The following is a 24,496-nucleotide window of genomic DNA, read 5'->3' as shown; positions in this document are numbered from 1 at the left end:
CCCTCGACTTGCGGAAGTCCCCCATATCGGTTTGTTTCGCCATAAGAAATACAAGACGAAAGTCGGTCTGATGGTGAAGCGAAAAGTGCAGGGTGCTACGGCCGTGGCCGCGCTGCTGATCGGCGGCGTCACCGCGTGCGCCGGCCCGCCGGCGAAGTCCCCGCCGGGCTCCGACCGCTCGGCCCACCTGGCGGCGGGCGCCGGCCGGGGGCAGCAGCGGGGCTTCACCCTGGTCGCCTCGGGCGACGTACTGCCGCACGCGTCGATCATCCGGCAGGCGGCGGCGGACGCGGGCGGCGAGGGATACGACTTCGCGCCGATGCTGGCGGGGGTCGCGCCGGTGGTCTCGGCGGCCGACCTGGCGATCTGCCACATGGAGACGGTCTACGGGGCGGACGGCGGCCCGTACACCGGCTATCCCAACTTCAAATCGCCCCCCGAGGTGGCGAAAGGGCTGAGCGCCACCGGTTACGACGCGTGCTCCACCGCCTCGAACCACAGCCTCGACGCGGGGGCCGAGGGCATCGACCGGACGCTCACCGCGCTCGACAAGGCGGGTGTCCGGCACGTCGGCTCCGCCAGGACGGAGGCCGAGTCCCGGGAGCCGGCGTGGCTGAAGGGAGGCAGTGCGAAGGTCGCCCAGCTGGCGTACACGTACGGCACGAACGGCTATCCGATGCCCGAGGGCCGGCCGTGGGCGGTCAACATGATCGACGAAGACAGGATCGTCGCCGACGCGCGGGCCGCGAGGAAGGCGGGCGCCGACGTGGTCGTCGTCTCGCTGCACTGGGGCACGGAGTGGCAGGACGAGCCCGACGCGCAGCAGCTGCGCCTCGGCAGGGCGCTGACCGCGTCGAAGACGGGCGGCCGGCCTGACATCGACCTCATCCTCGGCACGCACGCGCACGTTCCGCAGGCGTACGAGAAGGTGAACGGCACCTGGATCGTCTACGGCATGGGGGACCAGATCGCCGGTGCGATGGTCAACCACTCCGGGTCGTTCGACCCGCGCGGCAACCAGGGCACGATCGGCCGCTTCACCTTCGCGCCGCCGACGCGGGAGGGGCGGCGGTGGCGGGTGAGCAAGGCGGAGTTCATCCCCCAGTGGTTCGACACGGACGCCGGTCGCGTGCGCAATCTGAACGCGGCGATCGACGCGGGCGAGGACCACACGGCGGTACGGGACAGGATCCGCGAGGTCGTGCTGAGCCGGGACGCGGGGGAGGACGGCCTGCGGATGGGCCGGTAGGCACCTCGGGCCCGGTCCGCCGCCGGGCCCGGCCCCGGCGGCCGCCGAGCGGGAGCGGACCCGCCCGGCGGCGCCCCACGCGCTACTTCCGGCCGCCGGCGTCGGCCCCCGGCTGCTTCGCCAGCGCCGACTTCCGGTACGAGTAACCGAAGTAGATCACCAGCCCGAGGGCGAACCAGACGGCGAAGCGCAGCCAGGTCTCCGCCGCCAGGTAGGTGATCAGCCAGATCGAGGACACCACCCCGATCGCCGGCACCACGGGCATGCCCGGCGTACGGAAGCTGCGCGGCAGGTCGGGCCGCCGGTAGCGCAGCACGATCACGGCGGTGCACACCACGGCGAACGCCAGCAGGATGCCGATGTTGGTCAGTTCCGCGGCCTCGCCGATCGGCAGGAACCCGGCGATCAGCGCCGACGCGAAGCCCACGATCCACGTCACCCGCACGGGCACGTGCCGCGTCGGATGCGTCTTGGCGAACCAGTGCGGCAGCAGCCCGTCGCGGCTCATCGAGAACCACACACGGGTGACGCCGAGCATGAACGTGAACATGACGGTGAGGATGCCGATGATGGCGCCCACCGCGATCACGTCCGCGAGCGCGTCGAGCCCCACCGACTGGAAGGCCGTCGAGAAGCCGCTCTCCGGGTCGATCTCCGTGTAGTTCTGCATGCCGGTGAGCACCAGGGTGGCCAGCACGTACAGCGCCATCGAGATGGCGAGCGAGTACAGGATCGCCTTCGGCATGTGGCGCTGCGCGTCCTTGGACTCCTCGGCCGCCGTCGACATGGCGTCGTACCCGAAGACCGCGAAGAACACCGTCGCCGCGCCGGTGAACGCGCCGCCGACGCCGAAGGGGAAGAACGGGCTGTAGTTGCTGGTCTTGACGTGGAAGAAGCCGACCACGATCACGACGAGCACGACCAGCACCTTCAGCACCACCACGACCGTCTCGAAGCGCGCCGCGCTTTTGATGCCGAGCGTCAGCAGGTACGCGATGAACAGGCAGAGCACGGCCGCGATCAGGTCGACCCGGTGGCCGCTGCCGGTGCCGGGCGCGCCCAGCATCCACGTGGGCAGCTCGGCGCCCAGGTCGTCCAGCAGGAAGTTGAAGTAGCCGGAGATGCCGATCGCGACCACCGCCACGATCGCCGTGTACTCCAGCAGCAGGTCCCAGCCGATGAACCAGCCCGCGAGCTCACCGAGCACCACGTAGCCGTAGGTGTACGCCGAACCGGCCTTCGGGATCATGCCCGCGAACTCGGCGTACGAGAACGCCGCCGCCGCGCTCGCGACACCGGCGATCAGGAAGGAGACCAGGACGGCGGGTCCCGCCGTGCCGTTGGCGACCGTACCGGCGAGAGTGAAGATGCCCGCGCCGATGATGCCGCCGACGCCGATCGCGGTGAGCTGCCAGAGCCCGAGCGTTCTGGTCAGCCGCTCACCGGCGTCCCCCTCCTCGACCTGCTCGATCGGTTTGCGGCGCAGGATGCCCTGCCCCGCCCGGAGTCCGGCCATGAGTCATACCTCCGCAGACGACTGTCGGCTGATGGCGGCTCATGATGGACCAGCGGTGGGTGCGGGGAAAGGCGGCGTAGGCCAAGTGGCGTCCTGCGCCGTGGCGCGCGGTCACGGCACGACGGTGACCGGCCAGCGCCCCGCCTTCACCAGCCGCACCGCCACCGAGCCGGCGAACCGGTGGCCCGCCGACTCCGACGCCCCCACCACCACGGCGTCCGCCCTGAGTTCACCGGCCGCGGCCACCAGGCCGTTGTACGGATCGCCGCGGAAGGTGTGGAACTCCCACCGGACCTCGAACGTGCCCTTCGTCCGCTCCGCCGCCGTGCGGACCTCCGCCATCAGTTCGGCGGCGATCTCCTCGGTCGTCGTCGCGACGGGCACCCCCAGCGACGCCCCGGCCGGCATCAGCGGCTGTACGTACACCAGGGCGAGCAGCGCGTTCTGCCGCCGTGCCTGGCCCGCCGCGTAGGCCACGGCCCGCATCGAGGAGTCGGAGCCGTCCAGGCCCGCGACGATCACCTTGGGGCCGTCGGTACCGCGTTCGAACTGATGGCGCTGCTGCTCGGTCACAGCAGCGAGGCTATCCGGCGCCGACCGGCTCGTCCCATCGGGTACTTCGGCCCCCGCCGCCGGTGTGGGTCGGGCCCGGCGGCCTTCGGCCGTGCGAGCTATTAGTCATGAAAACCGATCAGATGCCTCCGCGGCGGCGGGCGATGCTGCGCCTGGCCGCCTGCCTCGGGGCCGCCACCGCCGTCCGCCTGCTCGGCCCGGATCCGGCCCAGACGCCGGTACGCCATCCGCCGGGGCCGCTCCCGGCCGCCGGGCCGCAGGCCGGTACGCAGGTCAGGGCCTCGGCGTACCGGCTGCGGCCCATGACGGCGTACGCGCCGCCCCGGACGGCGCCCGCCCGGCCGCCGGTGCGCCGCAGGCCCTTCCTCCGGATGGCGGGGAAGGGCCGCAGCATGGTCCTGACCTTCGACGACGGGCCCGACCCGCGCTACACCACGGCCGTCCTGCGCACGCTGCGGCGCTACGACGTGCGCGCGATGTTCTTCGTGTGCGGGGAGATGGCCGCGGCGCACCCGGACCTGCTGCGCCGGATGGCCGAGGACGGCCATGTCGTGGGCAACCACTCCTGGTCGCACCCTCTGGTCACCCGGCTGTCACCGGCGGGCGTCCGCGCGGAGCTGGGGCGCACCAGCGACATCGTCGAGCGGACCGTCGGCCAGGCGCCCGTCTGGTACCGGGCGCCCTACGGGGCCTGGAACCGCCGCTCGTTCGAGATCGGCGCGGAGCTGGGCATGGAACCGCTCGGCTGGACCCTGGACACGCTCGACTGGCGCGAGCCGGGCACCGGGTACATCGTCCGCCGGGTGCGCTCCGGCGCGGGCCCCGGGGTGGTGGTGCTCTCGCACGACGCGGGGGGCGACCGCCGGCAGAGCGTGGCGGCGCTGCGCACGTATCTGCCGGAACTGCTCGACCGGGGCTACCGGATCACGGTGCCGGACGCCACCGCGCGGGGGTGAGTGCCGCACCCCGGACGCCCGCCCGGCCGCCCCCCGCTCAGCGGGTGGCGACCAGGCGGGCGAAGACGACGACGTTGCCGGCGTAGCCGCCGGTCTTGGAGTAGCCGCCGCCGCAGGTGATGACGCGCAGCTCGGGCCTGCCGGTGTCCCCGTACACCCGGGGGCCGGGGAAGTTCTCCTTGGAGAACACCTCGACGCCGTAGACCTCGAAGACGGCCGCACGGCCGTCGTAGCGCTCCACCTCCACGCGGTGGCCCTTCCTGAGCGAACCCAGGTTGTAGAACACGGCGGGCCCCACCGCGTTGTCGACATGGCCGACGATCACCGAGGTGCCGCTCTGGCCGGGGGAGATGCCGTTCTGGTACCAGCCGGCGAGGTTGGGGTCCTGCGGCGACGGTGCGTCGATCCAGCCCTGGTCGTCGAGCCCCACGTCCACGATGGGCGCGTTCACGCGGATGTCGGGCAGGCGGATGCGGGAGGCGGGGGCGTACGGCAGGGGCCGCACGGAGCTGTGCGAGGTGCGGCCGCCGGTGACCTCGGAGGGGCTGTCCAGGGCGGCGGCCGACGCCGGCTGCGGGGGGCCGATGGACACGTCGGCGCCGTTGCGCATCAGCGCGAGGCCAGTGAGCATGACGAGCGCCAGGACCCCCCAGGGCGAGCGTTTTCTCGGCTCGGAGCCGTTGTACTCCTGGCCCATTGTTCTCCCTTCGACGCGTCTGTACGGACGCTAAGCGCGCGGGGTGGGGGCTGCGAGACGTGAGGGGCGAACGGGTGGCGCGGTGTGCGCGCGGGTGACCCATCCGGGTAACTCGTCGTACAAGATATCTGACGGTCTGTGACCTGCGGCTCCGTCAGATCCGGACGCGCCGTACCGGCGTGTCGTCTCACCGGGGTGGACCAGCCCGAAATGCGGTAATCATCACGCCCGGTGAGTGTTCGTCATGGGAGGCGTTCTCGTCGATCTTCCCGGAGCACCGCTCCGGGGCGCCGTCCCGTGGAGGTTCTACGATGCGTGTCTCACGCGCCTGTCTGGTGACCGCGACCGCCCTTGCGGCGGTCGGACTCGTCGCCCCCACCGCCACCGCCACCAACGGCCCTCGCAATGTCAGCGTCAACCCGTTCTCGGTCCACCAGGGCGGCGTGCTGACGGTCAGCGCCTCGGGGTGCGGCCACGGCGGCACCGTGACGTCCAACGCCTTCCAGCGGCCCGCCCACCTGCCGGCGAGCGACACCACGTCGTTCGCCACCGCCAAGATCCGGCACAACGCCACCCCCGGCCACTACAACCTGGCCGTCAAGTGCAACGACAACGCCATGGTGGCGACCCACCAGTTCACCGTTCTGGCGGGCCGGGGCGCGCGCGGCGGCATCGGCGGCTCGCTCGGCCCTTCCGACACGGAGATGCAGGTCGGAGCCGGACTCGTCGCCGCGTCGGCGGTCGGCGGCGGCCTCTTCATCGCCCGCAGGCGCCGGCTGAACCGCGGCGTCTGAGCGCCCGGCCGCCCGTGGCCCCTACAGCTGTGAACGCCCGTCGCCCCGCGTCCTTACGAGGACGCGGGGCAACGGGCGTACGGGGCTGCGGGCCGCCTTCCGTCAGTGCTGGCGGCTGCTGGCGCGGCGGCGCAGTACGAAGACGACGCCTCCGGTCGCCGCGACCACCAGCGCCGCACCGGCGGCGATCTCCCCGGCGTTCATGCCGCCCTGGCTGCCTCCCACGCCACCCCTGGCGGGGCCGAGCGGGGAGGGGGTCGCCGTCGCCGTGGCCGTGGTGGTCGTGGTCACGGTGGGGCTGGGCGTGGGCGCGCCGGCGATGGTGAGCTGCGACGTCCCCTGGCGGCCGTCGGCGAGGCAGGTGTAGGTGATGGTGTACATGGCTCCGCGTTTGGCGTCCCAGTCCACCCTGGCCGTCGCGGTGCCCCCCTTGGGGACCGTGACGGTGTCGAACACGGCCGAGGACGCTTCCGCGTCGCTGTCGCAGCCCGACACGAACAGCGTGATCTGTCCGCCGGCGGCGATGGTGGACGGCGTGGCGGTACCGACCACCGCCGGACCTTTGGTGTCGACCGCCGAGGCGGCCGGGACGGTGAGTGAGAGTGCGGCGAGGCCGAGCGCGGCGGCCGATGTTACACGTATCGCGCGCATGGACAATCCTCCGGGTCCTCGAGGAGCAGCGGCGGAATTTGTATCCACACATGGCAGGAAATGCGCCTCGATATCCCGAACGCTAGGAGGGGTGGCGGCGGCGCGCGATCACAGTCGCGCAAATGGGGTACCGGCATACGCCACCCGGTGCACCGCCGGGAGCCGTCGGCCTCCGGCGGCGCGGGGTTCTTGTGAGCCGCCGCACGCGGTCGCCGCGGCTCCGCCCGGCTACCGGGACGCCACCGGGAACAGGTCGAGGAACGGCCCGGCCGTCGCGGACAGACCCCGGCCGAAGGGCGCGTCGAAGTCCCAGATGAGGAAGAGCAGGAAGGCGATCAGCGCGCTGTAGAAGCCGGCCAGCAGCAGTTCCCGCCCGGTGCGGCGGATCTGGAGCGTGAAGATCAGACCCACCGCCACCAGGGCCCCCACGATGAGACCGAACCAGACGACGCCGGGCATGGTGGCCTCCGCGCCCGCGCCGCGTGCGCCCCGGGCGTCGTCGGCGGCGGCCACCTGGTCGACGAGGGGCTGGTACGCCTGGCCCTCGTGGTCGGTCTTCGGCCTGTAGTCGGTGACGTCGCGGCGCACCTGTTCCAGGAGTTCGGTACCGCGTTCGGTGAGGCTGCCGTGCTCGGCCATGTGCTCCCACTCGGTGTTGACGACGTACGTGACGTACGCGTCGACATCGCCGCGGATGCGGGCCCGGACGTCGGCGGGGTAGACCTCCGACCTGGCCCTGACCTCGTGCAGGGCCTGGGCCTCCTGGCGTACGGACTCCTGGGCGGCGCTGCGGCCCTCCCAGACGCCCGCGATGGCCAGACCGAGGACGATCGCGTAGACCACGCCGATCATCATCGTCATGTACTCGATGACGTCCGGGGTCTCGGACGGGTCGTCGTCGTCGCCGACGCGGCGGTGGTTGATGACCGTGATGGTGAGGACGACCGCGCAGGCGGACGCCATCGCGATGCTCAGGACGAGCCATTCCGACATTTGCTTCTCCGTCGGCTATCGGGAGCGGGGGCGCAGGACGGCGGCCGCGAACACCGCGGGGGCCGTGACGAGCAGGGTGAGGGAGACCAGGGACGGGCCGTTCTGCGGCTCCTGACGGGTGGCTTTGCGGTACACGGGGATGGCGACCGGCTTGGCTGACGACGGCTTCGGCCCGGGCTTGGCCGACGGGGCGGGTTCGGGCTTCGGTTTCGGCGGTGGAGGCGGCTCGGGCGCGGGTGGCGGCGCCGGGGCGGGCGGCGGTGGCGGGGGCGGTGGCGGCGGCGCGGGCGCTTCGGGCGCGGGAGGCGCCGGGGCCGGTGGCGGTGGTGGTGGCGGCGGAGGCGGCGGAGGAGGCGGTGGTGGCGGAGGGGGAGGCGGTGGCGGCGGTGGAGGAGGCGGCGGCTTCGGTGTCGGGCCCGCCGTGCAGTCCGCGCTGCCGCCCACGGCGACCGCCGAGCCCGACGACGCCTCGCCGCCCTGCGAGATGGAGGCGTACGAACAGCTGTCGGCCGAGGCCGTCGCGGGGCCCAGCAGCAGCCAGAGCAGCGTCACGGCGGCCAGCAGGCGTCCTGAGAGCGGTGGGTGCACGTCCGGGAGCATGGACCCGGGAGATCACCGGCACGCGGCCATTCGGCGCAATTAGCCCGATGGGCGGGATTTCGGCGTCTTCGCGTTTGAGATCGTCCGGGCGGCGGCCGAGGGCATTGCGAAATTTCTGCGAACGGGTTGAACGCCCGGGCACCCGCCGCCCGTACCTAGGGCCATGAGCGACGCACTGGAGCGCCGCACCACACCCTCGGTACACAGGAGTCCACATGAAGACCTGGCGGAACGTCTCGCTCGCGGTGACGGCGGCGGCTGTGATGGCGCTGACGACGGCGTGCGGTCAGGACACGGTGACGGAGTCCCCCAATGGCCAGGCCGTGGGCAACGCCAACCCCGCGGCGCAGCCCGCCGACGGTGGCTACGGCTCGGACAAGGGCGGCTACGGCGACGCCGCCGCCGGCGGGGCCACGTCCAAGGCCGCGGGTCAACTCGCCGTCTGGGACAGCAAGAAGCTCGGCAAGGTGCTCACCGACAGCGAGGGTTTCACGCTCTACCGGTTCGACAAGGACACCGTCAGTCCGCCGAAGTCGAATTGCGAGGGCGACTGCGCGAAGGCGTGGCCCGTCGTGCCGGCGAGCGACGCCACGGCCGCACCCGGAACCGACGCCTCGATGCTCGGCGAGGTGGAACGGGCCGACGGCACCAAGCAGCTCACCGTGGGCGGCTGGCCCATGTACCGCTTCGCCAAGGACGCCAAGCCCGGCGACGCCAAGGGGCAGGGTGTCGGCGGCACCTGGTTCGCCTCCGCCCCCGACGGCAAGAAGGCCGCGCCGGGAGGCGCGGGCGCCGGTGACGCCGAGGCCGGTGGCGGCGAAGAGGGCGGGGCCGAGAAGGCCGACCTCGCGGGCATGTCCGTACGCAAGGACCCCAAGCTCGGTGACATCGTGGTGGATTCCGAGGGCATGACGGTCTACCGGTTCGAGAAGGACTCGGCCTGGCCCATGAAGACCGCCTGCACCGGCGCCTGCCTGGAGAAGTGGCCGGTCGTCCCGCCGGTCGAGAAGAACGACACCGAGGGCATCCTCAAGAAGGGCTTCGTCGTCTTCGACCGCCCCGACGGGATCAAGCAGCAGACGATCGACTGCTGGCCCGTCTACACCTTCTCGGGAGACTCGAAGCCGGGTGACACCAACGGCCAGGGCGTCGGCGGCACTTGGTACGCGGTGTCGCCCGAGGGCAAGATGGTCGGCGCGCCCAAGTAGGCAGCACAGCGTCCCCGCGCTGTGGCGCCCGGCCGGCACCGGCCCGTTCCCGCCCCGTCCGGCGGGGGCGGGCCGGTCGTTCGTGCCGCACATGCCTGCGGCGTGTGACCGAGAACGGACCGCTAATTTCCGTTTTTGCTCGCTCTGATGCCTGCCGATCAGTAGCCTCGGCTCGAACACCGGTCTAGGTCATGACCGGCCGTACCGCGGCGATGAGTTGGAGACATTGATGGAGCGACCCGCCTGGGCACCCCAGGGCATCGATCTCACGGTGCCGAGCGTGTCCCGGATCTACGACTTCTACCTGGGCGGTTCGCACAACTTCGAGGTCGACAGGGAAGCGGCCCGCAAGGCGATGGAGTTCCTGCCGGGCCTTCCCAAGATCATGCAGGCGAACCGCGCCTTCATGCGGCGCGCGGTGCGCTTCGCGGTCGACGAGGGCGTCAGCCAGTTCCTCGACATCGGGTCGGGCATCCCGACCTTCGGCAACGTCCACGAGGTCGCCCAGGCCGCCGACCCCGGGGCCCGTGTGGTGTACGTCGACCACGACCCGGTCGCGGTGGCGCACAGCCGGGCCGTGCTCGCGGGCAACGAGCGGGCCGGCATAGCCGCCGCCGACCTGCGCAAGCCGCAGGACATCCTGAGCAGCCCCGTCGTCGGCGAACTCATCGACCTGGAACGTCCGGTGGCCCTGCTGCTCGTCGCCGTACTGCACTTCGTCGAGGACGCCGACGACCCGCGGGCGGCCGTCGCGGAGCTGCGCGACGCCCTCGCCCCCGGCAGCCTCCTGATCCTCACCCACGCCTCGTACGCGGGCATCCCGCTGCCCCCGCAGCAGGTGGGCGGCACGGTCGAGGTCTACAAGGACATCAAGAACCCGCTGATCATGCGCTCGCACGAGGAAGTCGCCCACTTCTTCGAGGGATACGAGATGGTCGAGCCGGGACTGGTCCCGATGGCCGAGTGGCGGCCCGAGACCGAGCTCTCCCAGGAGGATCCGTTCGCCTTCTCGGGCTTCGCAGGAGTGGGACGCAAGGCGTGAGCGTGCCACCGCGGGCACCGGGGCCGCGCCCCGGCCGGACTCCGGGGCGCGCCCCGGAGCCGGGTTCCGACGATCAGGACGACCGGGACGGCAGACTCGGGCGGTTCGCGACGATCTGGAGCCGGGCGATCTTCCCCGTCACCGCCACCTCCCTGACCCGCCCCGAGGTGGAGCGCCATCTGCTGCCGCTGGCAGGGAAGTTGCGCGACGCCCTGCACCGGCGGCCCTTCGACACCACGCCCGCGCACGAGGTCGGCGCCGCCCTGGTCGCGGCCCACTGCACCGACCCTGACGCGCTCGTCCGCACGCTCGGCGTCGTCGACTCCTACCTGGTGCTGTACTGCGCCGGGGAGGACGGCTCGCCGGCGCAGACCGAGGAGCGCCGGGCGCGCTGCGCCCGGCTCCAGCACGCCCTCTCGGCCGGCTTCGCGCAGGCTCTGCGGGAGCGGACCCTCGCCGAGCAGGAGGCCCTCGCGCGGTCGTCGCTGCTGGCGAGCAGCGAGGCGCAGCGGGCGCTGCACACCACCGAGACCCGTCTGCGCGCGGTCTTCGAGGGCGCGGCGATCGGCATCGGCATCGCGGACCTCGACGGCAACGTTTTGGAGGTCAACGAGGCGCTCATGCGGATGTTCGGCGGCATGGACCAGTACATGCGCGGCCGGAAGGTGAGCGAGTGGGTCCACCCGGAGGACACGCCGCACGTGTGGAAGCTGTACGACGAGCTGGTGCGCGGCGAGCGGGAGAGCTACCACGTCGAGAAGCCGTACTACCGCACCGACGGCACCGTCCTGTGGACCAACCTCACCGTTTCGCTGCTGCGCGACGCCGAGGGCCGGCCGCAGTACCAGCTCGCCCTCATGGAGGACACGACCGAGCGGCGCCTGCTCAATCTGCGCCTGCGCTACGAGGCCACCCACGACGCCCTGACCGGACTGCCCAACCGCACGCTGTTCTTCGAGCGTCTGGAGAAGGCCCTCTCCGCGGGCGACGGCATGCGCTTCGGCCTGTGCTACCTCGACCTCGACGGGTTCAAGGCGGTCAACGACAGCCTCGGCCACTCGGCCGGCGACCGGCTGCTCGTGGAGGTCGCCGACCGTCTGCAGAGCTGCGCCACGGCACCGGGCGAGATGGTGGCCAGGCTCGGCGGCGACGAGTTCGTGGCACTCACCACGGGGCCCGACACCCGCCAGGAGGTGGACGACCTCGCCGCCCGGATACTGAACGCGCTGGCGGCCCCGATCCGCATCGAGGGCCGGGACCTGACCGTGCGCGGCAGCATCGGCATCGTCGAGGGGCCGGCGGGCGAGCGCAGCCCCGCGGAGGTGCTGCGCAGCGCCGACATCACCATGTACCGGGCCAAGTCGGCGGGCGGCAACCGCTTCGAGACCGCCGACGCGGAGGCGGACGCCCGCGCCATCACCCGTCACGGCCTCACCAACGCCCTGCCCGCCGCGCTGGAGCGGGGAGAGTTCTTCATCGAGTACCAGCCGCTCGTGCACCTCGGCGACGGCAGCGTGCACGGGGCGGAGGCGCTGGTGCGCTGGTGCCATCCGCAGCACGGCGTGCTCGGCCCCGACCGGTTCATCCCGCTCGCCGAGCACACCGGGCTGATCGTCCCGCTGGGCCGCTGGGTGCTGGAGGAGTCCGTACGCCAGGCCAGGTTCTGGCAGCGGCGGCACTCCGACGGCGGGCCGCTGCGCATCAACGTGAACCTCTCACCGATGCAGCTGCACCATCCCGGCCTGGTCTCGGACACCGTGGACGTGCTGGAGCGGGCGGGCCTCGAACCGGGCGCCCTGTGCCTGGAGGTCACCGAGTCGGCGCTGATCGGCGCGAACGACGACCTGCTCAAGCCGCTGCGCCAGCTCGCCGAGATGGGCGTGGACATCGCGCTGGACGACTTCGGCACCGGTTACTCCAACCTCGCCAACCTGCGCCGGCTGCCGGTGAGCGTCCTCAAGCTGGACCGGTCCTTCACCCAGTCCATGCAGCAGCACCCGGCCGACACCGTCGACGTGAAGATCGTCGAGGGGATCGTCTCGCTCGCGCACAGCCTGAAGCTGGCCGTGACGGTCGAGGGCGTGGAGACGGGCGCGCAGGCCGCCCAGCTGCGCGAGCTGGGGTGCGACACCGCCCAGGGCTGGTACTACGCCAGGCCGGGCGCGCCCGACCGCATTCACACCCTGCTGCTGGCCGACGCGGTCTGACCGGCCCGGGAGGCGAGGAGCACCTTCTGGAGCTCGCGGGCCGCGCGCGGCGGAGCCACGTCGCTGCGGTGCGCGAGCGCGATCGTACGGCTCAGGCCGGGCCGGGCCAGGGGCGTGACCCGCAGGTCACGCCCCGCCCGCGCGGCCACCATGCGCGGTACGACCGCGAGCCCGAGGCCGGCCCGTACGAACCCGAGGACGGCGTCCATCTCGCCGCCCTCCACCGTGAAGGACGGCTCGAAGCCCTCCGCGCGGCAGGCGGCGACCGTCAGCTCGCGCAGGTCGTACCCGTGCCGGAACATCACCAGCGGCTCGCCCTCCAGATCCGCCATCCGTACGGACCTGCCGCGCCCGGGGCGCGGGACCGACGAGGCGGAGACCACGACCAGGTCCTCGTGCAGCAGCTCGACCGTGGTCAGGGCGGGGGACGGCGTCGGCAGCGGCAGCACGACCAGGGCCAGGTCCAGTGCGCCGCGGGCCAGCTCCCGCACGAGGTCGTGCGAGCCGCTCTCCTCGATCAGCAGCTGGATGCCGGGATGCAGATCGTGGAAGGTGCGCAGGACGTCGGGGAGCAGTCCGGTGCACAGGCTCGGCGTCGCGCCGAGGCGCACCCGGCCGCGCCGCAGCTGGGCGAGTTCCTGCACCTCGTGGCGGGCCGTGTCGGCGTCCGCGAGGATGCGCCGGGCCAGCGGCAGCAGGGCCTCGCCGGCGTCGGTGAGGGCGATGTTGCCCCGGGCGCGGGTGAACAGGTCCGCGCCCATCTCCTTCTCCAGGGCGCGGATCTGCTGCGAGAGGGACGGCTGCGAGACGTGCACCCGCTCCGCGGCGTGCGTGAAGTGCAGGGTCTCGGCGACGGTCACGAAGTACAGGAGCTGCTGGAACTGCATGGCCCCCACCGTACCGGTGATAGGCAGCACCTATGGACATGAGCCGGACCATGTCTTGGACCTCTGGGACCTCCCGGCCCTACCGTCGGTTCCATGGCACTGGCAACGCGGACGGACCGACGACCGTCCCTCACCCGCTCGCTCTGGGGATCGACCGTCGGCAAGAAGACGGTGATGGCCGTCAGCGGTCTGATCATGCTGATGTACCTGGTCGCCCACATGCTCGGCAACCTCAAGATCTTCTTCGGTTCCGGTGAGTTCAACGCGTACGCGCACTGGCTGCGGACCATGGGCGAGCCCCTCCTGCACTACGAGTGGGCGCTGTGGGTGGTGCGCGTGGTGCTGCTGGCGGCCGTGGTGCTGCACGGCGTCGCGGCGTACCAGCTCAGCCGGCGCGACATCGCCGCGCGGCCGGAGAAGTACGTCCACAAGCGGCGGCGGGCGAGCTACGCCACGCGGACCATGCGCTGGGGCGGGATCATCCTCGCCCTGTTCATCGTGTGGCACCTGCTGGACCTGACGACGCTCACGGTGAACGAGAACGCGCAGCCGGGACGTCCGTACGAGAACGTCGTCGCGACCTTCAGCACCTGGTACGGCAACGTCGTCTACCTCGTCGCGATGCTGGCCGTCGGGCTGCACGTCCGGCACGGCTTCTGGAGCGCCGCGCAGACGCTGGGCGTGGGGAACGCCCGGCGCGACCGAATCCTCAAGACCCTGGCCAACGGCCTCGCGCTGGTGCTGACCGCCGGATTCGTCTCCGTACCGGTCGCCGTGATGACTGGAGTGGTGAGCTGACATGAGCGACTGCACCGACTACCCCGCGTACGAGACCGGCACGCCGCTCGTCGACACCAAGGCGCCCGCCGGCCCGGTCGCCGAGCGCTGGGACACCCGCCGCTTCGAGGCCAAGCTGGTCAACCCCGCCAACCGGCGCAAGCACACCGTCATCGTCGTCGGCACGGGCCTCGCCGGCGGCGCCGCCGGCGCCACGCTCGCCGAACAGGGCTACCACGTGGTGCAGTTCTGCTACCAGGACTCGCCCCGCCGCGCGCACTCCATCGCCGCGCAGGGCGGCATCAACGCCGCCAAGAACTACCGCAACGACGGCGACTCCGTGCACCGCCTCTTCTACGACACGGTCAAGGGCGGCGACTTCCGCGCCCGCGAGTCCAACGTCCACCGCCTCGCACAGATCTCCGTAGAGATCATCGACCAGTGCGTGGCGCAGGGCGTGCCCTTCGCCCGCGAATACGGCGGCCTGCTCGACACCCGCTCCTTCGGCGGCGTCCAGGTCTCACGCACCTTCTACGCCCGGGGCCAGACGGGCCAGCAGCTGCTGCTCGGCGCCTACCAGGCGCTGTCGCGGCAGATCGCGGCCGGGAACGTCGAGATGCACGCGCGCACCGAGATGCTCGACCTGATCGTCGTCGACGGGCGGGCGCGCGGCATCGTCGCCCGCGACCTGATCACCGGCCGCGTCAGCACGTACTTCGCGGACGCCGTGGTACTCGCGAGCGGCGGCTACGGCAACGTCTTCTACCTCTCCACCAACGCCAAGAACTCCAACGCGACGGCGATCTGGCGCGCCCACCGGCGCGGGGCGTACTTCGCCAACCCCTGCTTCACCCAGATCCACCCCACCTGCATCCCGCGCTCCGGAGACCACCAGTCCAAGCTCACCCTGATGAGCGAGTCGCTGCGCAACGACGGCCGCATCTGGGTCCCCAAGGCGCAGGGCGACACCCGCCCGCCCGGCGAGATCCCCGAGGACGAGCGGGACTACTACCTGGAGCGGATCTACCCGTCGTTCGGCAACCTCGTGCCGCGCGACATCGCCTCGCGCGCCGCGAAGAACGTCTGCGACGAGGGGCGCGGCGTCGGCCCCGGCGGCCAGGGCGTCTACCTGGACTTCGCCGACGCCATCCGCCGCCTCGGCCGCAAGGCCGTCGAGGAGAAGTACGGCAACCTCTTCGAGATGTACGAGCGCATCACCGCCGAGAACCCGTACGAGGTGCCCATGCGCATCTACCCGGCGATCCACTACACGATGGGCGGACTGTGGGTCGACTACGACCTCCAGACCACCGTCCCCGGCCTCTTCGCGATCGGCGAGGCCAACTTCTCGGACCACGGCGCGAACCGCCTGGGTGCGTCGGCGCTCATGCAGGGCCTGGCCGACGGCTACTTCGTCCTGCCGTCCACCATCAACGACTACCTGGCCCGCAACCCGCACCACGACGACGTCGACGCGACGCACCCCGAGGCGGTCAGGGTGGTCTCGGAGACCACCGACCGCCTGGAGCGGCTGCTCGCCGTCGACGGCGACCGCACCCCCGACTCGTTCCACAAGGAGATCGGGGAACTCCTGTGGGAGTACTGCGGCATGGCCCGCACCGACGAGGGCCTGCGCAAGGCACTCGCCCGCATCCCGGAGATCCGCGACGAGTTCTGGCGACGGATCAAGGTCCCGGGGACGGGCCAGGAGCTCAACCAGTCGCTGGAGAAGGCCAACCGGATCGTCGACTACCTGGAGCTCGCCGAGCTGCTGTGCCTCGACGCCCTGCACCGCACCGAGTCCTGCGGCGGCCACTTCCGCGAGGAGAGCCAGACCGACGGCGGTGAGGCGGAGCGCAGGGACGAGGAGTTCTCGTACGCCGCCGCCTGGGAGTTCACCGGTACGGGCCGGGCGCCCGTACTGCACAAGGAAGCCCTCGAATTCGCCTACGTCCACCCCACCCAGCGGAGTTACGCATGAGGCTCACCCTGCGCGTCTGGCGCCAGCGCAATGCCGAGGAACCCGGCGCCATGGTCACCTACGAGGTGGACGACATCTCCGAGGACATGTCGTTCCTCGAGATGCTCGACACGCTCAACGAGAAGCTCATCCTGGGCGGCGAGGAGCCGGTCGCCTTCGACCACGACTGCCGCGAGGGGATCTGCGGCGCGTGCGGCGTCGTCATCAACGGCGACGCGCACGGCCCGGAGCGCACCACCACCTGCCAGCTGCACATGCGGCACTTCGAGGACGGCGCCACCGTCGACGTCGAACCGTGGCGGGCGGGCGCGTTCCCCGTGGTCAAGGACCTGGTGGTCGACCGGTCGTCGTTCGACCGGATCATCGGCGCGGGCGGCTACATCAGCGTTCCGACCGGCGCCGCGCCCGAGGCGCACGCCACGCCGGTCCCGAAGGCCGACGCCGACTTCGCCTTCGAGCACGCCGAGTGCATCGGCTGCGGCGCGTGCGTCGCGGCCTGTCCCAACGGCTCGGCGATGCTGTTCACCTCCGCGAAGATCAACCACCTCAACGTGCTGCCGCAGGGCGCGCCCGAGCGCGAGACCCGGGTACTCGACATGGTCTCCGCCATGGACGAGGAGGGCTTCGGCGGCTGCACCCTGACCGGCGAGTGCGCCACGGCCTGCCCGAAGGGCATCCCGCTGCCGTCCATCGCCGCGATGAACAAGGAATGGCTGAGGGCCCAGCGGAAGGCGTCACGCCGCTGACCTGCGGTCTGGCGGTTGTGGGCATGTCACCAGCTGCTGCTAATCTTCCCCCGCAAGATCCAGATCGGCTGGCAGGCGGGGGAAGATGGCCGGGCAGACGCAACAAGGTGGCTACCGCGTCCAGCAGAGCGGGATGGACGCCGAGGCGGACAAGCTCGACCGGGCGGGCGACGACACCGGTGACATCGGCGCCGCTCTCCAGGAGCAGCTCTGCTACACGCCGGACGCCCTGGGCGGCTCGGACTCCGGCCCGGCGTTCAACAACTTCTCCGAAGCGTGGCAGGCCGAGGCCAAGGTGCTGGAAAGCGCCCTGCACGAGCTGGCGGACAAGGTCCGTATCTCGAAGGCTAATTACCACGGCGCCGACGTGCGGACCATGAACGACCTCCAGGCGAGCGGCGGCGGCCTGACGACGCTGCCAGCCCCCGCGTCCGCCGGATCCGCACCGGGCGTCCGCACCATGCCGGCCGCCGGCTCGCCTCCCGTCGGCCTCGCCGACTTCGGCTGAGCGCTGCCTCCTCCTTCCCCCTGTTGACTGCTCCGAACCGAATACCGGAGGCCGCGTAGCCATGCCCGCCGCAGGCGAATCCACCACCGACCGCCGGGAAAAGCTCGCCAGTTACCAGCGGTCCATCGCCGGTGCCGGTGACAAGAACACCCTTATCGAGGCCATCCGAAACGCCCTGAACGTCTCGGCGCCCGTCGGCTCGCCGAGCACCCTCGACGACATCGCCAAGCGGTATGCCAAGCAGGCCGACGCGGCGAAGGACGTGCAGGACCGGGTCGAGCAGGTCGCCCTCACGGGTCTGCCCGACGCCTGGGTGGGCAGCACGGGCGCCAGGGCCCAGGAGGTCGTGTCGGCGGCGGCGCGAGCGGCCGCGCAGATGGACGAGGCGATCCGTGGCGCACGAAGGGCCCTGATCCTCCTCTCCGATGCCCTGACCACCGCGCAGTCCGAGGACAAGGGCGGCCGCGAGCAACTGCGCGAGGCGCTCGGCATGCTCGGCGGCGAGGACGGCTTCTTCGACGACATGGTCGAGAAGGACGCCGAGGAGGCGGAGCGGCTGCGCGCCCGCAGCATCGCCTCCGCCGGAGCGACGACCATGCACGCGGCGGCGGAGAAGGCCGACGACGCGGCCCGCGAGGCTGCCCGCGACCTGAACAAATTCGCGGCCGAAGCCCGCGCGGGCAGGATGAAGACCGACAACATCTCCGCCGCCGACCGTCTCGTCCTGGCCGACATCGCGGGAACCGGCGGGCCGGCCGAGATGAACGAGCTGCTCACCGCCAACGACCTGGAGCGCTCGGGCAGGGCCATGGAACGCATGAACGCCGAGGACCAGGCGAAGTTCGAGCAGATGCTCACCGAAGCCAAGAGCCCCCAGGAACGCGCGTACCTGGTGAAGGCCCTGGCCGCCGGACACGATCTGAACGAGGTCTCGGAGTTCCGCGACAAGATCCACGGCAAGGACCCGGACTGGCTGCAGCGGCATCTGACGCCGGTGACGACGGCGGGGGACAGCATGAAGAACGAGGGCCTCAATCCCGTGAGCGGCGCGAACAACAATACGGACACCCACAGGTTCAACGGTGAGAACTGGTCCCAGGAGGGCAGCACCTGTGTGCCGTCGACCGTCGTCACCGGTCGTGCCATGGTCGACCCTCTTTACGCCCTCGAACTCACCGGTGGCCCCTCGGGACAGGAGGACGACCCCGCCGCCTTCCGCGAACGGCTGCATGACGAGCAGCTGCGGCTGCACGAGGACGGTGACGGTTCCAACGCGTACGACTTCCCCTTCGGGAGCACGCCGACGGGCATGGACGAAGAGGGCAAGACCACCATCACCAACAATGAGATGAGCCCGCACACAGGCAGCGAGTACAACTACCAGGAGACGGCAAGCGCAGATGCCCGGCGCGAAGTTCTGGCCGACGTCGAGAAGTCGGTCGCGGAAGGCAAGCCGGTGCCGATCACCGTCGCGGGCAAGGAAGAGAACGGTGACTATGTCGGCCACTCGATGATGATCGTCGGCCAGGAGGGCGACATGCTCCAGGTTTACAACCCCTGGGGTACCACTACCTGGATCAGTGAGGACGACTTCATCAACGGGAACATGCAGAAGGCGTCCGACAACCGCATGCCCAACGCCACCGGCGTCCACCTTCCGGCCGAGTGAGGAATTCCGTCATGCGCAATCGACTCGCAGCCGCCCTCGCCCTGCCGCTGTCCGCCTTGGCCCTGTCCGGATGCGGGCTCTTCGGCCCCGCGACGTATGGACCCGAGGAAAGGTCCATAGAGGTTGACGCGGGGGACGAGTTCACCCTGTCCCTCCCGGCGAGTCCCGCGATGGGACAGGACTGGCATGTGGTCAGCCCTCACCCCGACTCGGCTGTCGTCAGGCGCACGGGACAGCACAAAGAGACGGAAGACAGCGACCCTGGCGTGGTAGGTGGCGGCAGCGGCGAGCGCTTCTTCGACTTCGAGGCGGTCAAGTCGGGCACGACGGAGATCAAACTCATCCACTGCCCGTATTCCAGCAGCTGCTCCACGACCGAGGGCAACCCCGAGCCGTCGCCGACATCCTCCAGCGACATCCCCGTCCCCACCGCGACCGGGAAGCCGGGCACCAATCCCGAGTACTTCATCTACACCGTCACCGTCCGATGACCGGATCCGAGGCACCCATGCCCCCCACACCCCGCCCCACCAAGACTGACGACGACTGTGCCGTCCTCGACACCGCCAGGATGCTGCGCTACGGCATCCCCGCCGAAGGGCCTTACCGCACCGCCCTCTTCGGTGACGGCGCCATCGGGGCCGCGGTCGTCCTCGACCGGCTCGGCGTCCTGCCGCGATCCGTGGCGTACCTCGCCGAGGTCGTGCGCAGTGGCGGTGTGCGGTACGCGTCGCGGCTCCCCGAACTGCTCCCCGACCCGGCCGCCACGGGCACCCTCCGCCCCTGGCTGGAAGCGGCCGGGACCGTCGCGCGCCCGGTCGTCGGTGACGAGACCACCGCCCGCTGGCTGGAATCCGTGGCCGAGCTGATCGGGCTGCGGCGCACCAGCCGCGCCCGGGGCCGCTGACCGGCGTCTCAGAGCGGCCGCAACTCCCGGGCCAGGTAAGGGGCCGTACGGCTGCCGGACGCGCGTGCCACCTCGGCGGGCGGACCCGCCGCGACGATCCGACCGCCCTCGTCGCCGCCGCCCGGGCCGAGGTCGATCACCCAGTCGGCGCCCGCCACCACGGCCATGTCGTGCTCGACCACGATCACCGTGTGCCCCTGGTCCACCAGGCCGTGCAACTGCCGCATCAGCACCTCGACGTCGGCCGGGTGCAGACCCGTCGTCGGCTCGTCCAGTACGTAGACCGTATGGCCCCGGCGCGTGCGCTGGAGCTCGCTCGCCAGCTTGATGCGCTGCGCCTCGCCGCCGGAGAGCTCCGTCGCGGGCTGCCCCAGCCGCAGATAGCCGAGGCCCACGTCCAGCAGGGCCCGGAGGCTGCGTACGGCGGCGGGCGTGCCCGCGAAGAACCCGGCCGCCGCCTCCACGGTCAGATCGAGCACCCCGGCGATACTGAGGCCCTGGAAGAGGACCTCCAGCGTCTCGGGGTTGTAGCGCGCGCCGCCGCAGTCGGGGCACGGGGCGTACGTGCTCGGCAGGAACAGCAGTTCCACCGAGACGAACCCCTCGCCCTGACACGTCTCGCACCGCCCGCCGGCCACGTTGAAGGAGAACCGCCCCGCCGTGTACCCGCGCGCACGGGCGTCGTCCGTGGCAGCGAAGAGCTTGCGCACGACGTCGAAGAGACCGGTGTACGTCGCCAAGTTGGAGCGCGGCGTCCGCCCGATCGGGCGCTGGTCGACCTGCACCAGCCGGTCCACCGCCGCCAGCCCCTCGGCCGAGACGCACCACGCCGCCGTTCCCGGGGCCGTCCGGTCCGTGAGGACGCCCGCCAGCACCTGGCCCACGAGGGTCGACTTGCCGGAACCCGACACACCGGTCACCGCGGTCAGCACCCCGAGCGGGAACTCGGCGTCGACGCCCCGCACGTTGTGCCGCTCGACACCGTTCAGCCGCAGCACGCCCGAGGGCTCGCGCACCTGCCGCGCGGGCGCCGGCCCGTGGTCGAAGAGGAAGCGGCGGGTCGCGGATTCGGCGACCTCGGCCAGACCCGCGGGCGGGCCGCTGTGCAGCACCCTGCCCCCGTGCTCGCCCGCGTGCGGACCCACGTCGACCAGCCAGTCCGCGCTGCGCACCACGTCCAGGTGGTGCTCCACGACGAAGACCGAGTTGCCCGCCGCCTTCAGCCGCCCGAGTACGACCAGCAGGGCCTCGGTGTCGGCCGGATGGAGCCCCGCCGAGGGCTCGTCCAGTACGTACACGACGCCGAAGAGGCCCGAACGCAGCTGCGTCGCGAGCCGCAGGCGCTGGAGCTCGCCGGAGGACAGCGTCGGAGTCGTACGGTCAAGACTCAGGTAGCCGAGGCCCAGCTCCGTGACCACCGCGATCCGGGCCAGCAGGTCGTCCGTCAGCACCCGCGCGGTCGCGTTGCCGTCCGCCGGCCCGGACCCCGGCCCGGAGCTCAGTGCGCGGGCGAGCGCCGACAGCGGCAGAGCGGCCAGCTCGGCGATCGTACGGCCGCCGAACGTGACCGCCAGCGCCTCCGGGCGCAGCCTGCTCCCCGCGCACACCGGACACGGCTCGGCCGTCAGGAAGCGCTCGGCCCTCGCCCGCAGGGTCGGGCTCTTGGAGTCCGCGAACGTGTGCAGGACGTAGCGCCGGGCGCTCATGTACGTGCCCTGGTAGGGGCGTTGGATGCGCCCGGCGTCACGCACCGGGTGCACGGTGACGACGGGCTGCTCGTCGGTGAACAGGATCCACTCGCGGTCCCGCCGCTCCAGCTCGCGCCAGGGCCGGTCCACGTCGTACCCGAGGGCGTCCAGCACGTCGCGCAGGTTCTTGCCCTGCCAGGCGCCCGGCCACGCGGCGATCGCGCCGTCGCGGACGGACAGCGACGGGTCGGGAACGAGCAGCTCCTCGCTCGTGCGGTGGACGCGGCCGAGTCCATGGCATTCGGGGCAGGCGCCCGCCGCCGTGTTCGGGGAGAAGGCGTCCGAGTCGAGGCGCGGGGCGCCGGGCGGGTAGGCGCCCGCGCGGGAGAAGAGCATGCGCAGGGAGTTGGAGAGGGTGGTGACCGTTCCGACCGACGACCGCGAGGTCGGGGCCGACCTGCGCTGCTCCAGCGACACGGCCGGCGGCAGACCGCTGATCTCCCCGACCCTGGGCGCGCCGGCCTGGTGGATCAGCCGGCGGGCGTACGGGGCGACGGACTCGAAGTAGCGGCGCTGGGCCTCGGCGTAGATCGTCCCGAAGGCGAGCGAGGACTTGCCCGAGCCGGAGACGCCGGTGAAGACGACGAGCGCGTCGCGGGGGATGTCGACGTCGACGTGCCGCAGGTTGTGCTCGTCGGCGCCGCGCACCCGCACGTACGGGTCGTGGACGGTCTGCATCGGCGGGGCTCCGGGGGACGGTGGCGACGAACGGTCCGATCCTAGGCGGCGTCCGCGCCCGCGAGCCCCACCAGGCCGGCCAGCCGCCGGTACGAGTCCAGCAGCGCCGCGCGGTCGTACGTACTGGTCGCGACCAGGTACTCGTCGGCGCCGGTGCGGCCCAGCACCTTCTCCAGGGCGTCGGCGACCTCGTCCGCCGTGCCGTGCACGTGCCCCCGCCGGGCGTCCTCGAACAGGCCCCGCTCGCGGTCCGTCATCGGCCGCGCCAGGACCTCGTCGACGGGGGCGAGCGGCGGGAACGACCCGTGCGTGCGGGAGTACGCCGACGCCCACGCCTCCGGTACGAGGAGGCGCCCGGCCTCCTCGGAGGTGCCGGCCACCGCCACCGTGCCGGACAGGACGACGTACGGCCGCCCGCCCCAGGGGGAGGGGCGGAACGCCTCCCGGTAGCCGTCGATCGCCCGCAGCATCTCGTCCTCGCCGCGCGCCGCCGCGATCACCAGCGGAAGCCCGGCCGCCGCGGCGATCCGGGCCCCGGCGCCGGTGGCCAGGACGAACGCGGGGATCCGCAGGCCCTCGGCGGGGTGGGCGTGCACCTGCGGGTGCGCGCTCTGGTCGCCGGTGAAGTAGCCGAGGAGTTCCCCGAGCCGCGCGCCGAAGTCGTCGGCGTCCTTCTTGTCCCGGCCCAGGGCCCGGCGTATCCCGTCGGTGAACCCCACGGAACGGCCGAGTCCCATGTCGATGCGGCCGGGGAAGAGCGACTCCAGTACGCCGAACTGCTCGGCCACGACCAGCGGCTGATGGTTCGGCAGCATCACCCCGCCCGTGCCCACGCGGATCGTGGACGTCGCGGCGGCGACGGCGGCCGCGAGCACGGTCGGCGCGGAACCCGCGACCCCGGGCACGCTGTGGTGCTCCGACACCCAGAAGCGGTGGTACCCGAGCGCCTCGATCCGCCGTGCGAGGTCCACGGTGTCCCGCAGGGCCTGCGGGGCGTCGTGCGCCTCGCGGGTACGGGAACGGTCGAGGACGGAGAACCGGGTCCGCGCGATCACTGAGCTCACACCCCCTTCAACGCCTGGCACGCGCGGGGATTCCCGGCCCGTGCCGGGACACGCTCTACAGTGCCGGAATGACTTCCCGTACGACGCACGGCAAGAGGCCCCTGGCCGTATTCGACCTCGACGGCACCCTGGCCGACACCGCCCACCGCCAGCGCTTCCTGGAGCGCACGCCGCGCGACTGGGACGGCTTCTTCGGCGCGGCGCCGGACGATCCGCCGCTGCCGGAGGGCGTGCGGATGGCGCGCGAGAGCGCGGGGGAGTGCGAGGTCGTCTACCTCACGGGCCGTCCCGAGCGGTGTCGACGCGACACACTCGACTGGCTCGCCGCCCAGGACCTGCCCGAGGGGCGGGTCTGGATGCGGCGCGACAACGACCGGCGGCCCGCCCGCCACACCAAGCTGGAGATCCTGAAACGGCTGGCGGCGGGCGGCCGGGAGATCCGGATGCTCGTGGACGACGACGAACTCGTGTGCGTCGCGGCCGAGCAGGCCGGTTTCACGGTCGTGCGCGCCCGCTGGGCCGCCACCTCGGCGGCCCTGAAGGACGCGCAGGAGCGCGAGGGCCGTACCTGAGCGGGTCGCCCGGTGGGCCCGGGGAGGGTCAGGCGGTGTCTTCGAGGCGGAAGCCGACCTTGAGGCCCACCTGGTAGTGCTCGATGCGTCCGTCGACGATGTGACCGCGCACCTGGGTCATCTCGAACCAGTCGAGGCCGCGCAGCGTCTGGGAGGCGCGGTCGATGCCGTTGCGGATGGCCTGGTCGAGGCCCTCGGTCGAGGTGCCGACGATCTCGGTGACGCGGTACGTGTGGTCGGACATGCGGCGCTCCCTCTGCTGCTGCGGGGCCGGGTCGTCCCGGCGCGCTTCTACCACGGTGCCCCAGGGGTGCCCGGGGCGCACGTTCGGCTTCTGCCACCGCTCGGGTGCCCTGCGGTGCCCTGCCTACCCACCCTCCGCCGGAACCGGGGGCCGAAAGCGCCGGCCCCCGTAGGCCCCGCGGACGTACGGAGCCGGTGGCGAAGGCGCGGGCCGGGCACGGGGCGGACGG

The 24,496-nt window shown here is 71.8% G+C and carries 24 protein-coding genes; 15 read left to right on the top strand and 9 right to left on the bottom strand.

The genetic code is table 11. From position 1 onward, the window contains the following. Nucleotides 1-70 precede the first annotated feature (70 nt). Entirely contained in the window at nucleotides 71-1,249 is a 1,179-nt protein-coding gene (locus ACWGH0_RS28790) for a CapA family protein (protein ID WP_453407174.1), read from the top strand. A gap of 82 nt (nucleotides 1,250-1,331) precedes the next feature. Here the strand turns inward: ACWGH0_RS28790 and ACWGH0_RS28785 are convergent, their stop codons facing one another. Continuing rightward, on the bottom strand, nucleotides 1,332-2,765 hold the full coding sequence (locus ACWGH0_RS28785; protein WP_453407173.1) for an amino acid permease: 1,434 nt from the start codon (nucleotides 2,763-2,765) through the stop codon (nucleotides 1,332-1,334). 111 nt (nucleotides 2,766-2,876) lie between these two features. Further along, nucleotides 2,877-3,338: a universal stress protein gene (locus tag ACWGH0_RS28780; protein WP_453407172.1), complete on the bottom strand. Its 462-nt coding sequence runs from the start codon at nucleotides 3,336-3,338 to the stop codon at nucleotides 2,877-2,879. A gap of 107 nt (nucleotides 3,339-3,445) precedes the next feature. Here ACWGH0_RS28780 and ACWGH0_RS28775 point away from each other — a divergent pair, with 107 nt between their 5' ends. Beyond that, nucleotides 3,446-4,294 carry a polysaccharide deacetylase family protein gene (locus tag ACWGH0_RS28775; protein WP_453407171.1) on the top strand — a complete coding sequence of 283 codons (849 nt, stop codon included), beginning with the start codon at nucleotides 3,446-3,448 and terminating at the stop codon, nucleotides 4,292-4,294. A 37-nt stretch (nucleotides 4,295-4,331) separates the two neighbouring features. Here ACWGH0_RS28775 and ACWGH0_RS28770 read toward each other — a convergent pair whose 3' ends face one another. Beyond that, nucleotides 4,332-4,991: a class F sortase gene (locus ACWGH0_RS28770; protein WP_453407170.1), complete on the bottom strand. Its 660-nt coding sequence runs from the start codon at nucleotides 4,989-4,991 to the stop codon at nucleotides 4,332-4,334. A 311-nt stretch (nucleotides 4,992-5,302) separates the two neighbouring features. Here ACWGH0_RS28770 and ACWGH0_RS28765 point away from each other — a divergent pair, with 311 nt between their 5' ends. Next, nucleotides 5,303-5,785 (top strand): hypothetical protein, encoded by a 483-nt coding sequence (locus tag ACWGH0_RS28765; RefSeq protein WP_453407169.1) that lies wholly within the window; start codon nucleotides 5,303-5,305, stop codon nucleotides 5,783-5,785. A gap of 102 nt (nucleotides 5,786-5,887) precedes the next feature. Here the strand turns inward: ACWGH0_RS28765 and ACWGH0_RS28760 are convergent, their stop codons facing one another. Then, the gene (locus ACWGH0_RS28760; RefSeq protein WP_453407168.1) at nucleotides 5,888-6,436 is read right to left on the bottom strand and encodes a hypothetical protein; all 549 of its coding nucleotides are present in this window, start codon (nucleotides 6,434-6,436) and stop codon (nucleotides 5,888-5,890) included. A gap of 228 nt (nucleotides 6,437-6,664) precedes the next feature. Beyond that, nucleotides 6,665-7,429: a bestrophin-like domain gene (locus tag ACWGH0_RS28755; protein ID WP_453407167.1), complete on the bottom strand. Its 765-nt coding sequence runs from the start codon at nucleotides 7,427-7,429 to the stop codon at nucleotides 6,665-6,667. Between the two features lie 151 nt (nucleotides 7,430-7,580). Between ACWGH0_RS28755 and ACWGH0_RS28750 the strand changes: the two genes are divergently transcribed. From ACWGH0_RS28750 to ACWGH0_RS28735, 4 genes are all read left to right on the top strand, one after another. Next, nucleotides 7,581-8,072 (top strand): hypothetical protein, encoded by a 492-nt coding sequence (locus ACWGH0_RS28750; RefSeq protein ID WP_453407166.1) that lies wholly within the window; start codon nucleotides 7,581-7,583, stop codon nucleotides 8,070-8,072. Nucleotides 8,073-8,244: 172 nt separating this feature from the next. Next, a complete protein-coding gene (locus tag ACWGH0_RS28745) occupies nucleotides 8,245-9,237 on the top strand; it encodes an SCO0930 family lipoprotein (RefSeq protein ID WP_453407165.1) in 993 nt (330 codons plus the stop codon). 229 nt (nucleotides 9,238-9,466) lie between these two features. Next, nucleotides 9,467-10,279, top strand: a complete 813-nt coding sequence (locus ACWGH0_RS28740) for an SAM-dependent methyltransferase (protein ID WP_453407164.1) — start codon at nucleotides 9,467-9,469, stop codon at nucleotides 10,277-10,279. A gap of 113 nt (nucleotides 10,280-10,392) precedes the next feature. Continuing rightward, nucleotides 10,393-12,486, top strand: coding sequence for a putative bifunctional diguanylate cyclase/phosphodiesterase (locus ACWGH0_RS28735; protein ID WP_453407189.1), 2,094 nt, complete (start codon nucleotides 10,393-10,395; stop codon nucleotides 12,484-12,486). On the opposite strand, the gene ACWGH0_RS28730 is transcribed toward ACWGH0_RS28735, so the two are convergent. After that, a complete protein-coding gene (locus ACWGH0_RS28730) occupies nucleotides 12,456-13,373 on the bottom strand; it encodes a LysR family transcriptional regulator (RefSeq protein ID WP_453407163.1) in 918 nt (305 codons plus the stop codon). The genes ACWGH0_RS28735 and ACWGH0_RS28730 overlap by 31 nt on opposite strands. 93 nt (nucleotides 13,374-13,466) lie before the next feature. On the opposite strand from ACWGH0_RS28730, the gene ACWGH0_RS28725 reads away from it, so the two are divergent. The 7 genes from ACWGH0_RS28725 (at nucleotide 13,467) to ACWGH0_RS28695 (ending at nucleotide 19,961) form a co-directional block, all read left to right on the top strand. After that, a complete protein-coding gene (locus ACWGH0_RS28725) occupies nucleotides 13,467-14,171 on the top strand; it encodes a succinate dehydrogenase (protein WP_453407162.1) in 705 nt (234 codons plus the stop codon). Between the two features lies 1 nt (nucleotide 14,172). Further along, a complete protein-coding gene (locus ACWGH0_RS28720) occupies nucleotides 14,173-16,131 on the top strand; it encodes a fumarate reductase/succinate dehydrogenase flavoprotein subunit (RefSeq protein ID WP_453407161.1) in 1,959 nt (652 codons plus the stop codon). After that, nucleotides 16,128-16,877 carry a succinate dehydrogenase/fumarate reductase iron-sulfur subunit gene (locus tag ACWGH0_RS28715; RefSeq protein ID WP_453407160.1) on the top strand — a complete coding sequence of 250 codons (750 nt, stop codon included), beginning with the start codon at nucleotides 16,128-16,130 and terminating at the stop codon, nucleotides 16,875-16,877. The genes ACWGH0_RS28720 and ACWGH0_RS28715 overlap by 4 nt, the downstream gene beginning before the upstream one ends. An 85-nt stretch (nucleotides 16,878-16,962) precedes the next feature. Next, nucleotides 16,963-17,385 (top strand): type VII secretion target, encoded by a 423-nt coding sequence (locus tag ACWGH0_RS28710; RefSeq protein ID WP_453407159.1) that lies wholly within the window; start codon nucleotides 16,963-16,965, stop codon nucleotides 17,383-17,385. Between the two features lie 61 nt (nucleotides 17,386-17,446). Next, on the top strand, nucleotides 17,447-19,054 hold the full coding sequence (locus tag ACWGH0_RS28705; protein WP_453407158.1) for a peptidoglycan-binding protein: 1,608 nt from the start codon (nucleotides 17,447-17,449) through the stop codon (nucleotides 19,052-19,054). An 11-nt stretch (nucleotides 19,055-19,065) separates the two neighbouring features. Then, nucleotides 19,066-19,545 (top strand): protease inhibitor I42 family protein, encoded by a 480-nt coding sequence (locus ACWGH0_RS28700; RefSeq protein ID WP_453407157.1) that lies wholly within the window; start codon nucleotides 19,066-19,068, stop codon nucleotides 19,543-19,545. Nucleotides 19,546-19,562: 17 nt separating this feature from the next. Continuing rightward, nucleotides 19,563-19,961 carry a hypothetical protein gene (locus tag ACWGH0_RS28695; protein WP_453407156.1) on the top strand — a complete coding sequence of 133 codons (399 nt, stop codon included), beginning with the start codon at nucleotides 19,563-19,565 and terminating at the stop codon, nucleotides 19,959-19,961. An 8-nt stretch (nucleotides 19,962-19,969) separates the two neighbouring features. Here the strand turns inward: ACWGH0_RS28695 and ACWGH0_RS28690 are convergent, their stop codons facing one another. Both ACWGH0_RS28690 and ACWGH0_RS28685 read right to left on the bottom strand, forming a co-directional pair. Further along, nucleotides 19,970-22,387, bottom strand: a complete 2,418-nt coding sequence (locus tag ACWGH0_RS28690; protein ID WP_453407155.1) for an ABC transporter — start codon at nucleotides 22,385-22,387, stop codon at nucleotides 19,970-19,972. 41 nt (nucleotides 22,388-22,428) lie between these two features. Further along, nucleotides 22,429-23,451 carry an MsnO8 family LLM class oxidoreductase gene (locus ACWGH0_RS28685; protein WP_453407154.1) on the bottom strand — a complete coding sequence of 341 codons (1,023 nt, stop codon included), beginning with the start codon at nucleotides 23,449-23,451 and terminating at the stop codon, nucleotides 22,429-22,431. Between the two features lie 68 nt (nucleotides 23,452-23,519). Between ACWGH0_RS28685 and ACWGH0_RS28680 the strand changes: the two genes are divergently transcribed. Next, a complete protein-coding gene (locus ACWGH0_RS28680) occupies nucleotides 23,520-24,023 on the top strand; it encodes a phosphatase domain-containing protein (RefSeq protein WP_453407153.1) in 504 nt (167 codons plus the stop codon). Nucleotides 24,024-24,051: 28 nt separating this feature from the next. Here ACWGH0_RS28680 and ACWGH0_RS28675 read toward each other — a convergent pair whose 3' ends face one another. Further along, nucleotides 24,052-24,267, bottom strand: a complete 216-nt coding sequence (locus ACWGH0_RS28675) for a dodecin (RefSeq protein WP_069925839.1) — start codon at nucleotides 24,265-24,267, stop codon at nucleotides 24,052-24,054. Between the last annotated feature and the right edge of the window lie 229 nt (nucleotides 24,268-24,496).

Source organism: Streptomyces sp. NPDC054887 (assembly GCF_053610585.1).
Note: the sequence above shows the minus strand (reverse complement) of the source record. Positions and strands in the feature narration are given on the sequence as shown.

Bases quoted from the DNA above. Each gene is read 5' to 3' on its own strand.
- ACWGH0_RS28700 (WP_453407157.1), top strand. From the start codon at position 19,066: ATGCGCAATCGACTCGCAGCCGCCCTCGCCCTGCCGCTGTCCGCCTTG.
- ACWGH0_RS28715 (WP_453407160.1), top strand. From the start codon at position 16,128: ATGAGGCTCACCCTGCGCGTCTGGCGCCAGCGCAATGCCGAGGAACCC.
- ACWGH0_RS28745 (WP_453407165.1), top strand. From the start codon at position 8,245: ATGAAGACCTGGCGGAACGTCTCGCTCGCGGTGACGGCGGCGGCTGTG.
- ACWGH0_RS28770 (WP_453407170.1), bottom strand. From the start codon at position 4,991: ATGGGCCAGGAGTACAACGGCTCCGAGCCGAGAAAACGCTCGCCCTGG.
- ACWGH0_RS28790 (WP_453407174.1), top strand. From the start codon at position 71: ATGGTGAAGCGAAAAGTGCAGGGTGCTACGGCCGTGGCCGCGCTGCTG.
- ACWGH0_RS28680 (WP_453407153.1), top strand. From the start codon at position 23,520: ATGACTTCCCGTACGACGCACGGCAAGAGGCCCCTGGCCGTATTCGAC.
- ACWGH0_RS28785 (WP_453407173.1), bottom strand. From the start codon at position 2,765: ATGGCCGGACTCCGGGCGGGGCAGGGCATCCTGCGCCGCAAACCGATC.
- ACWGH0_RS28755 (WP_453407167.1), bottom strand. From the start codon at position 7,429: ATGTCGGAATGGCTCGTCCTGAGCATCGCGATGGCGTCCGCCTGCGCG.
- ACWGH0_RS28675 (WP_069925839.1), bottom strand. From the start codon at position 24,267: ATGTCCGACCACACGTACCGCGTCACCGAGATCGTCGGCACCTCGACC.
- ACWGH0_RS28775 (WP_453407171.1), top strand. From the start codon at position 3,446: ATGAAAACCGATCAGATGCCTCCGCGGCGGCGGGCGATGCTGCGCCTG.
- ACWGH0_RS28730 (WP_453407163.1), bottom strand. From the start codon at position 13,373: ATGCAGTTCCAGCAGCTCCTGTACTTCGTGACCGTCGCCGAGACCCTG.
- ACWGH0_RS28690 (WP_453407155.1), bottom strand. From the start codon at position 22,387: ATGCAGACCGTCCACGACCCGTACGTGCGGGTGCGCGGCGCCGACGAG.
- ACWGH0_RS28705 (WP_453407158.1), top strand. From the start codon at position 17,447: ATGCCCGCCGCAGGCGAATCCACCACCGACCGCCGGGAAAAGCTCGCC.
- ACWGH0_RS28720 (WP_453407161.1), top strand. From the start codon at position 14,173: ATGAGCGACTGCACCGACTACCCCGCGTACGAGACCGGCACGCCGCTC.
- ACWGH0_RS28740 (WP_453407164.1), top strand. From the start codon at position 9,467: ATGGAGCGACCCGCCTGGGCACCCCAGGGCATCGATCTCACGGTGCCG.
- ACWGH0_RS28695 (WP_453407156.1), top strand. From the start codon at position 19,563: ATGCCCCCCACACCCCGCCCCACCAAGACTGACGACGACTGTGCCGTC.
- ACWGH0_RS28765 (WP_453407169.1), top strand. From the start codon at position 5,303: ATGCGTGTCTCACGCGCCTGTCTGGTGACCGCGACCGCCCTTGCGGCG.
- ACWGH0_RS28760 (WP_453407168.1), bottom strand. From the start codon at position 6,436: ATGCGCGCGATACGTGTAACATCGGCCGCCGCGCTCGGCCTCGCCGCA.
- ACWGH0_RS28725 (WP_453407162.1), top strand. From the start codon at position 13,467: ATGGCACTGGCAACGCGGACGGACCGACGACCGTCCCTCACCCGCTCG.
- ACWGH0_RS28710 (WP_453407159.1), top strand. From the start codon at position 16,963: ATGGCCGGGCAGACGCAACAAGGTGGCTACCGCGTCCAGCAGAGCGGG.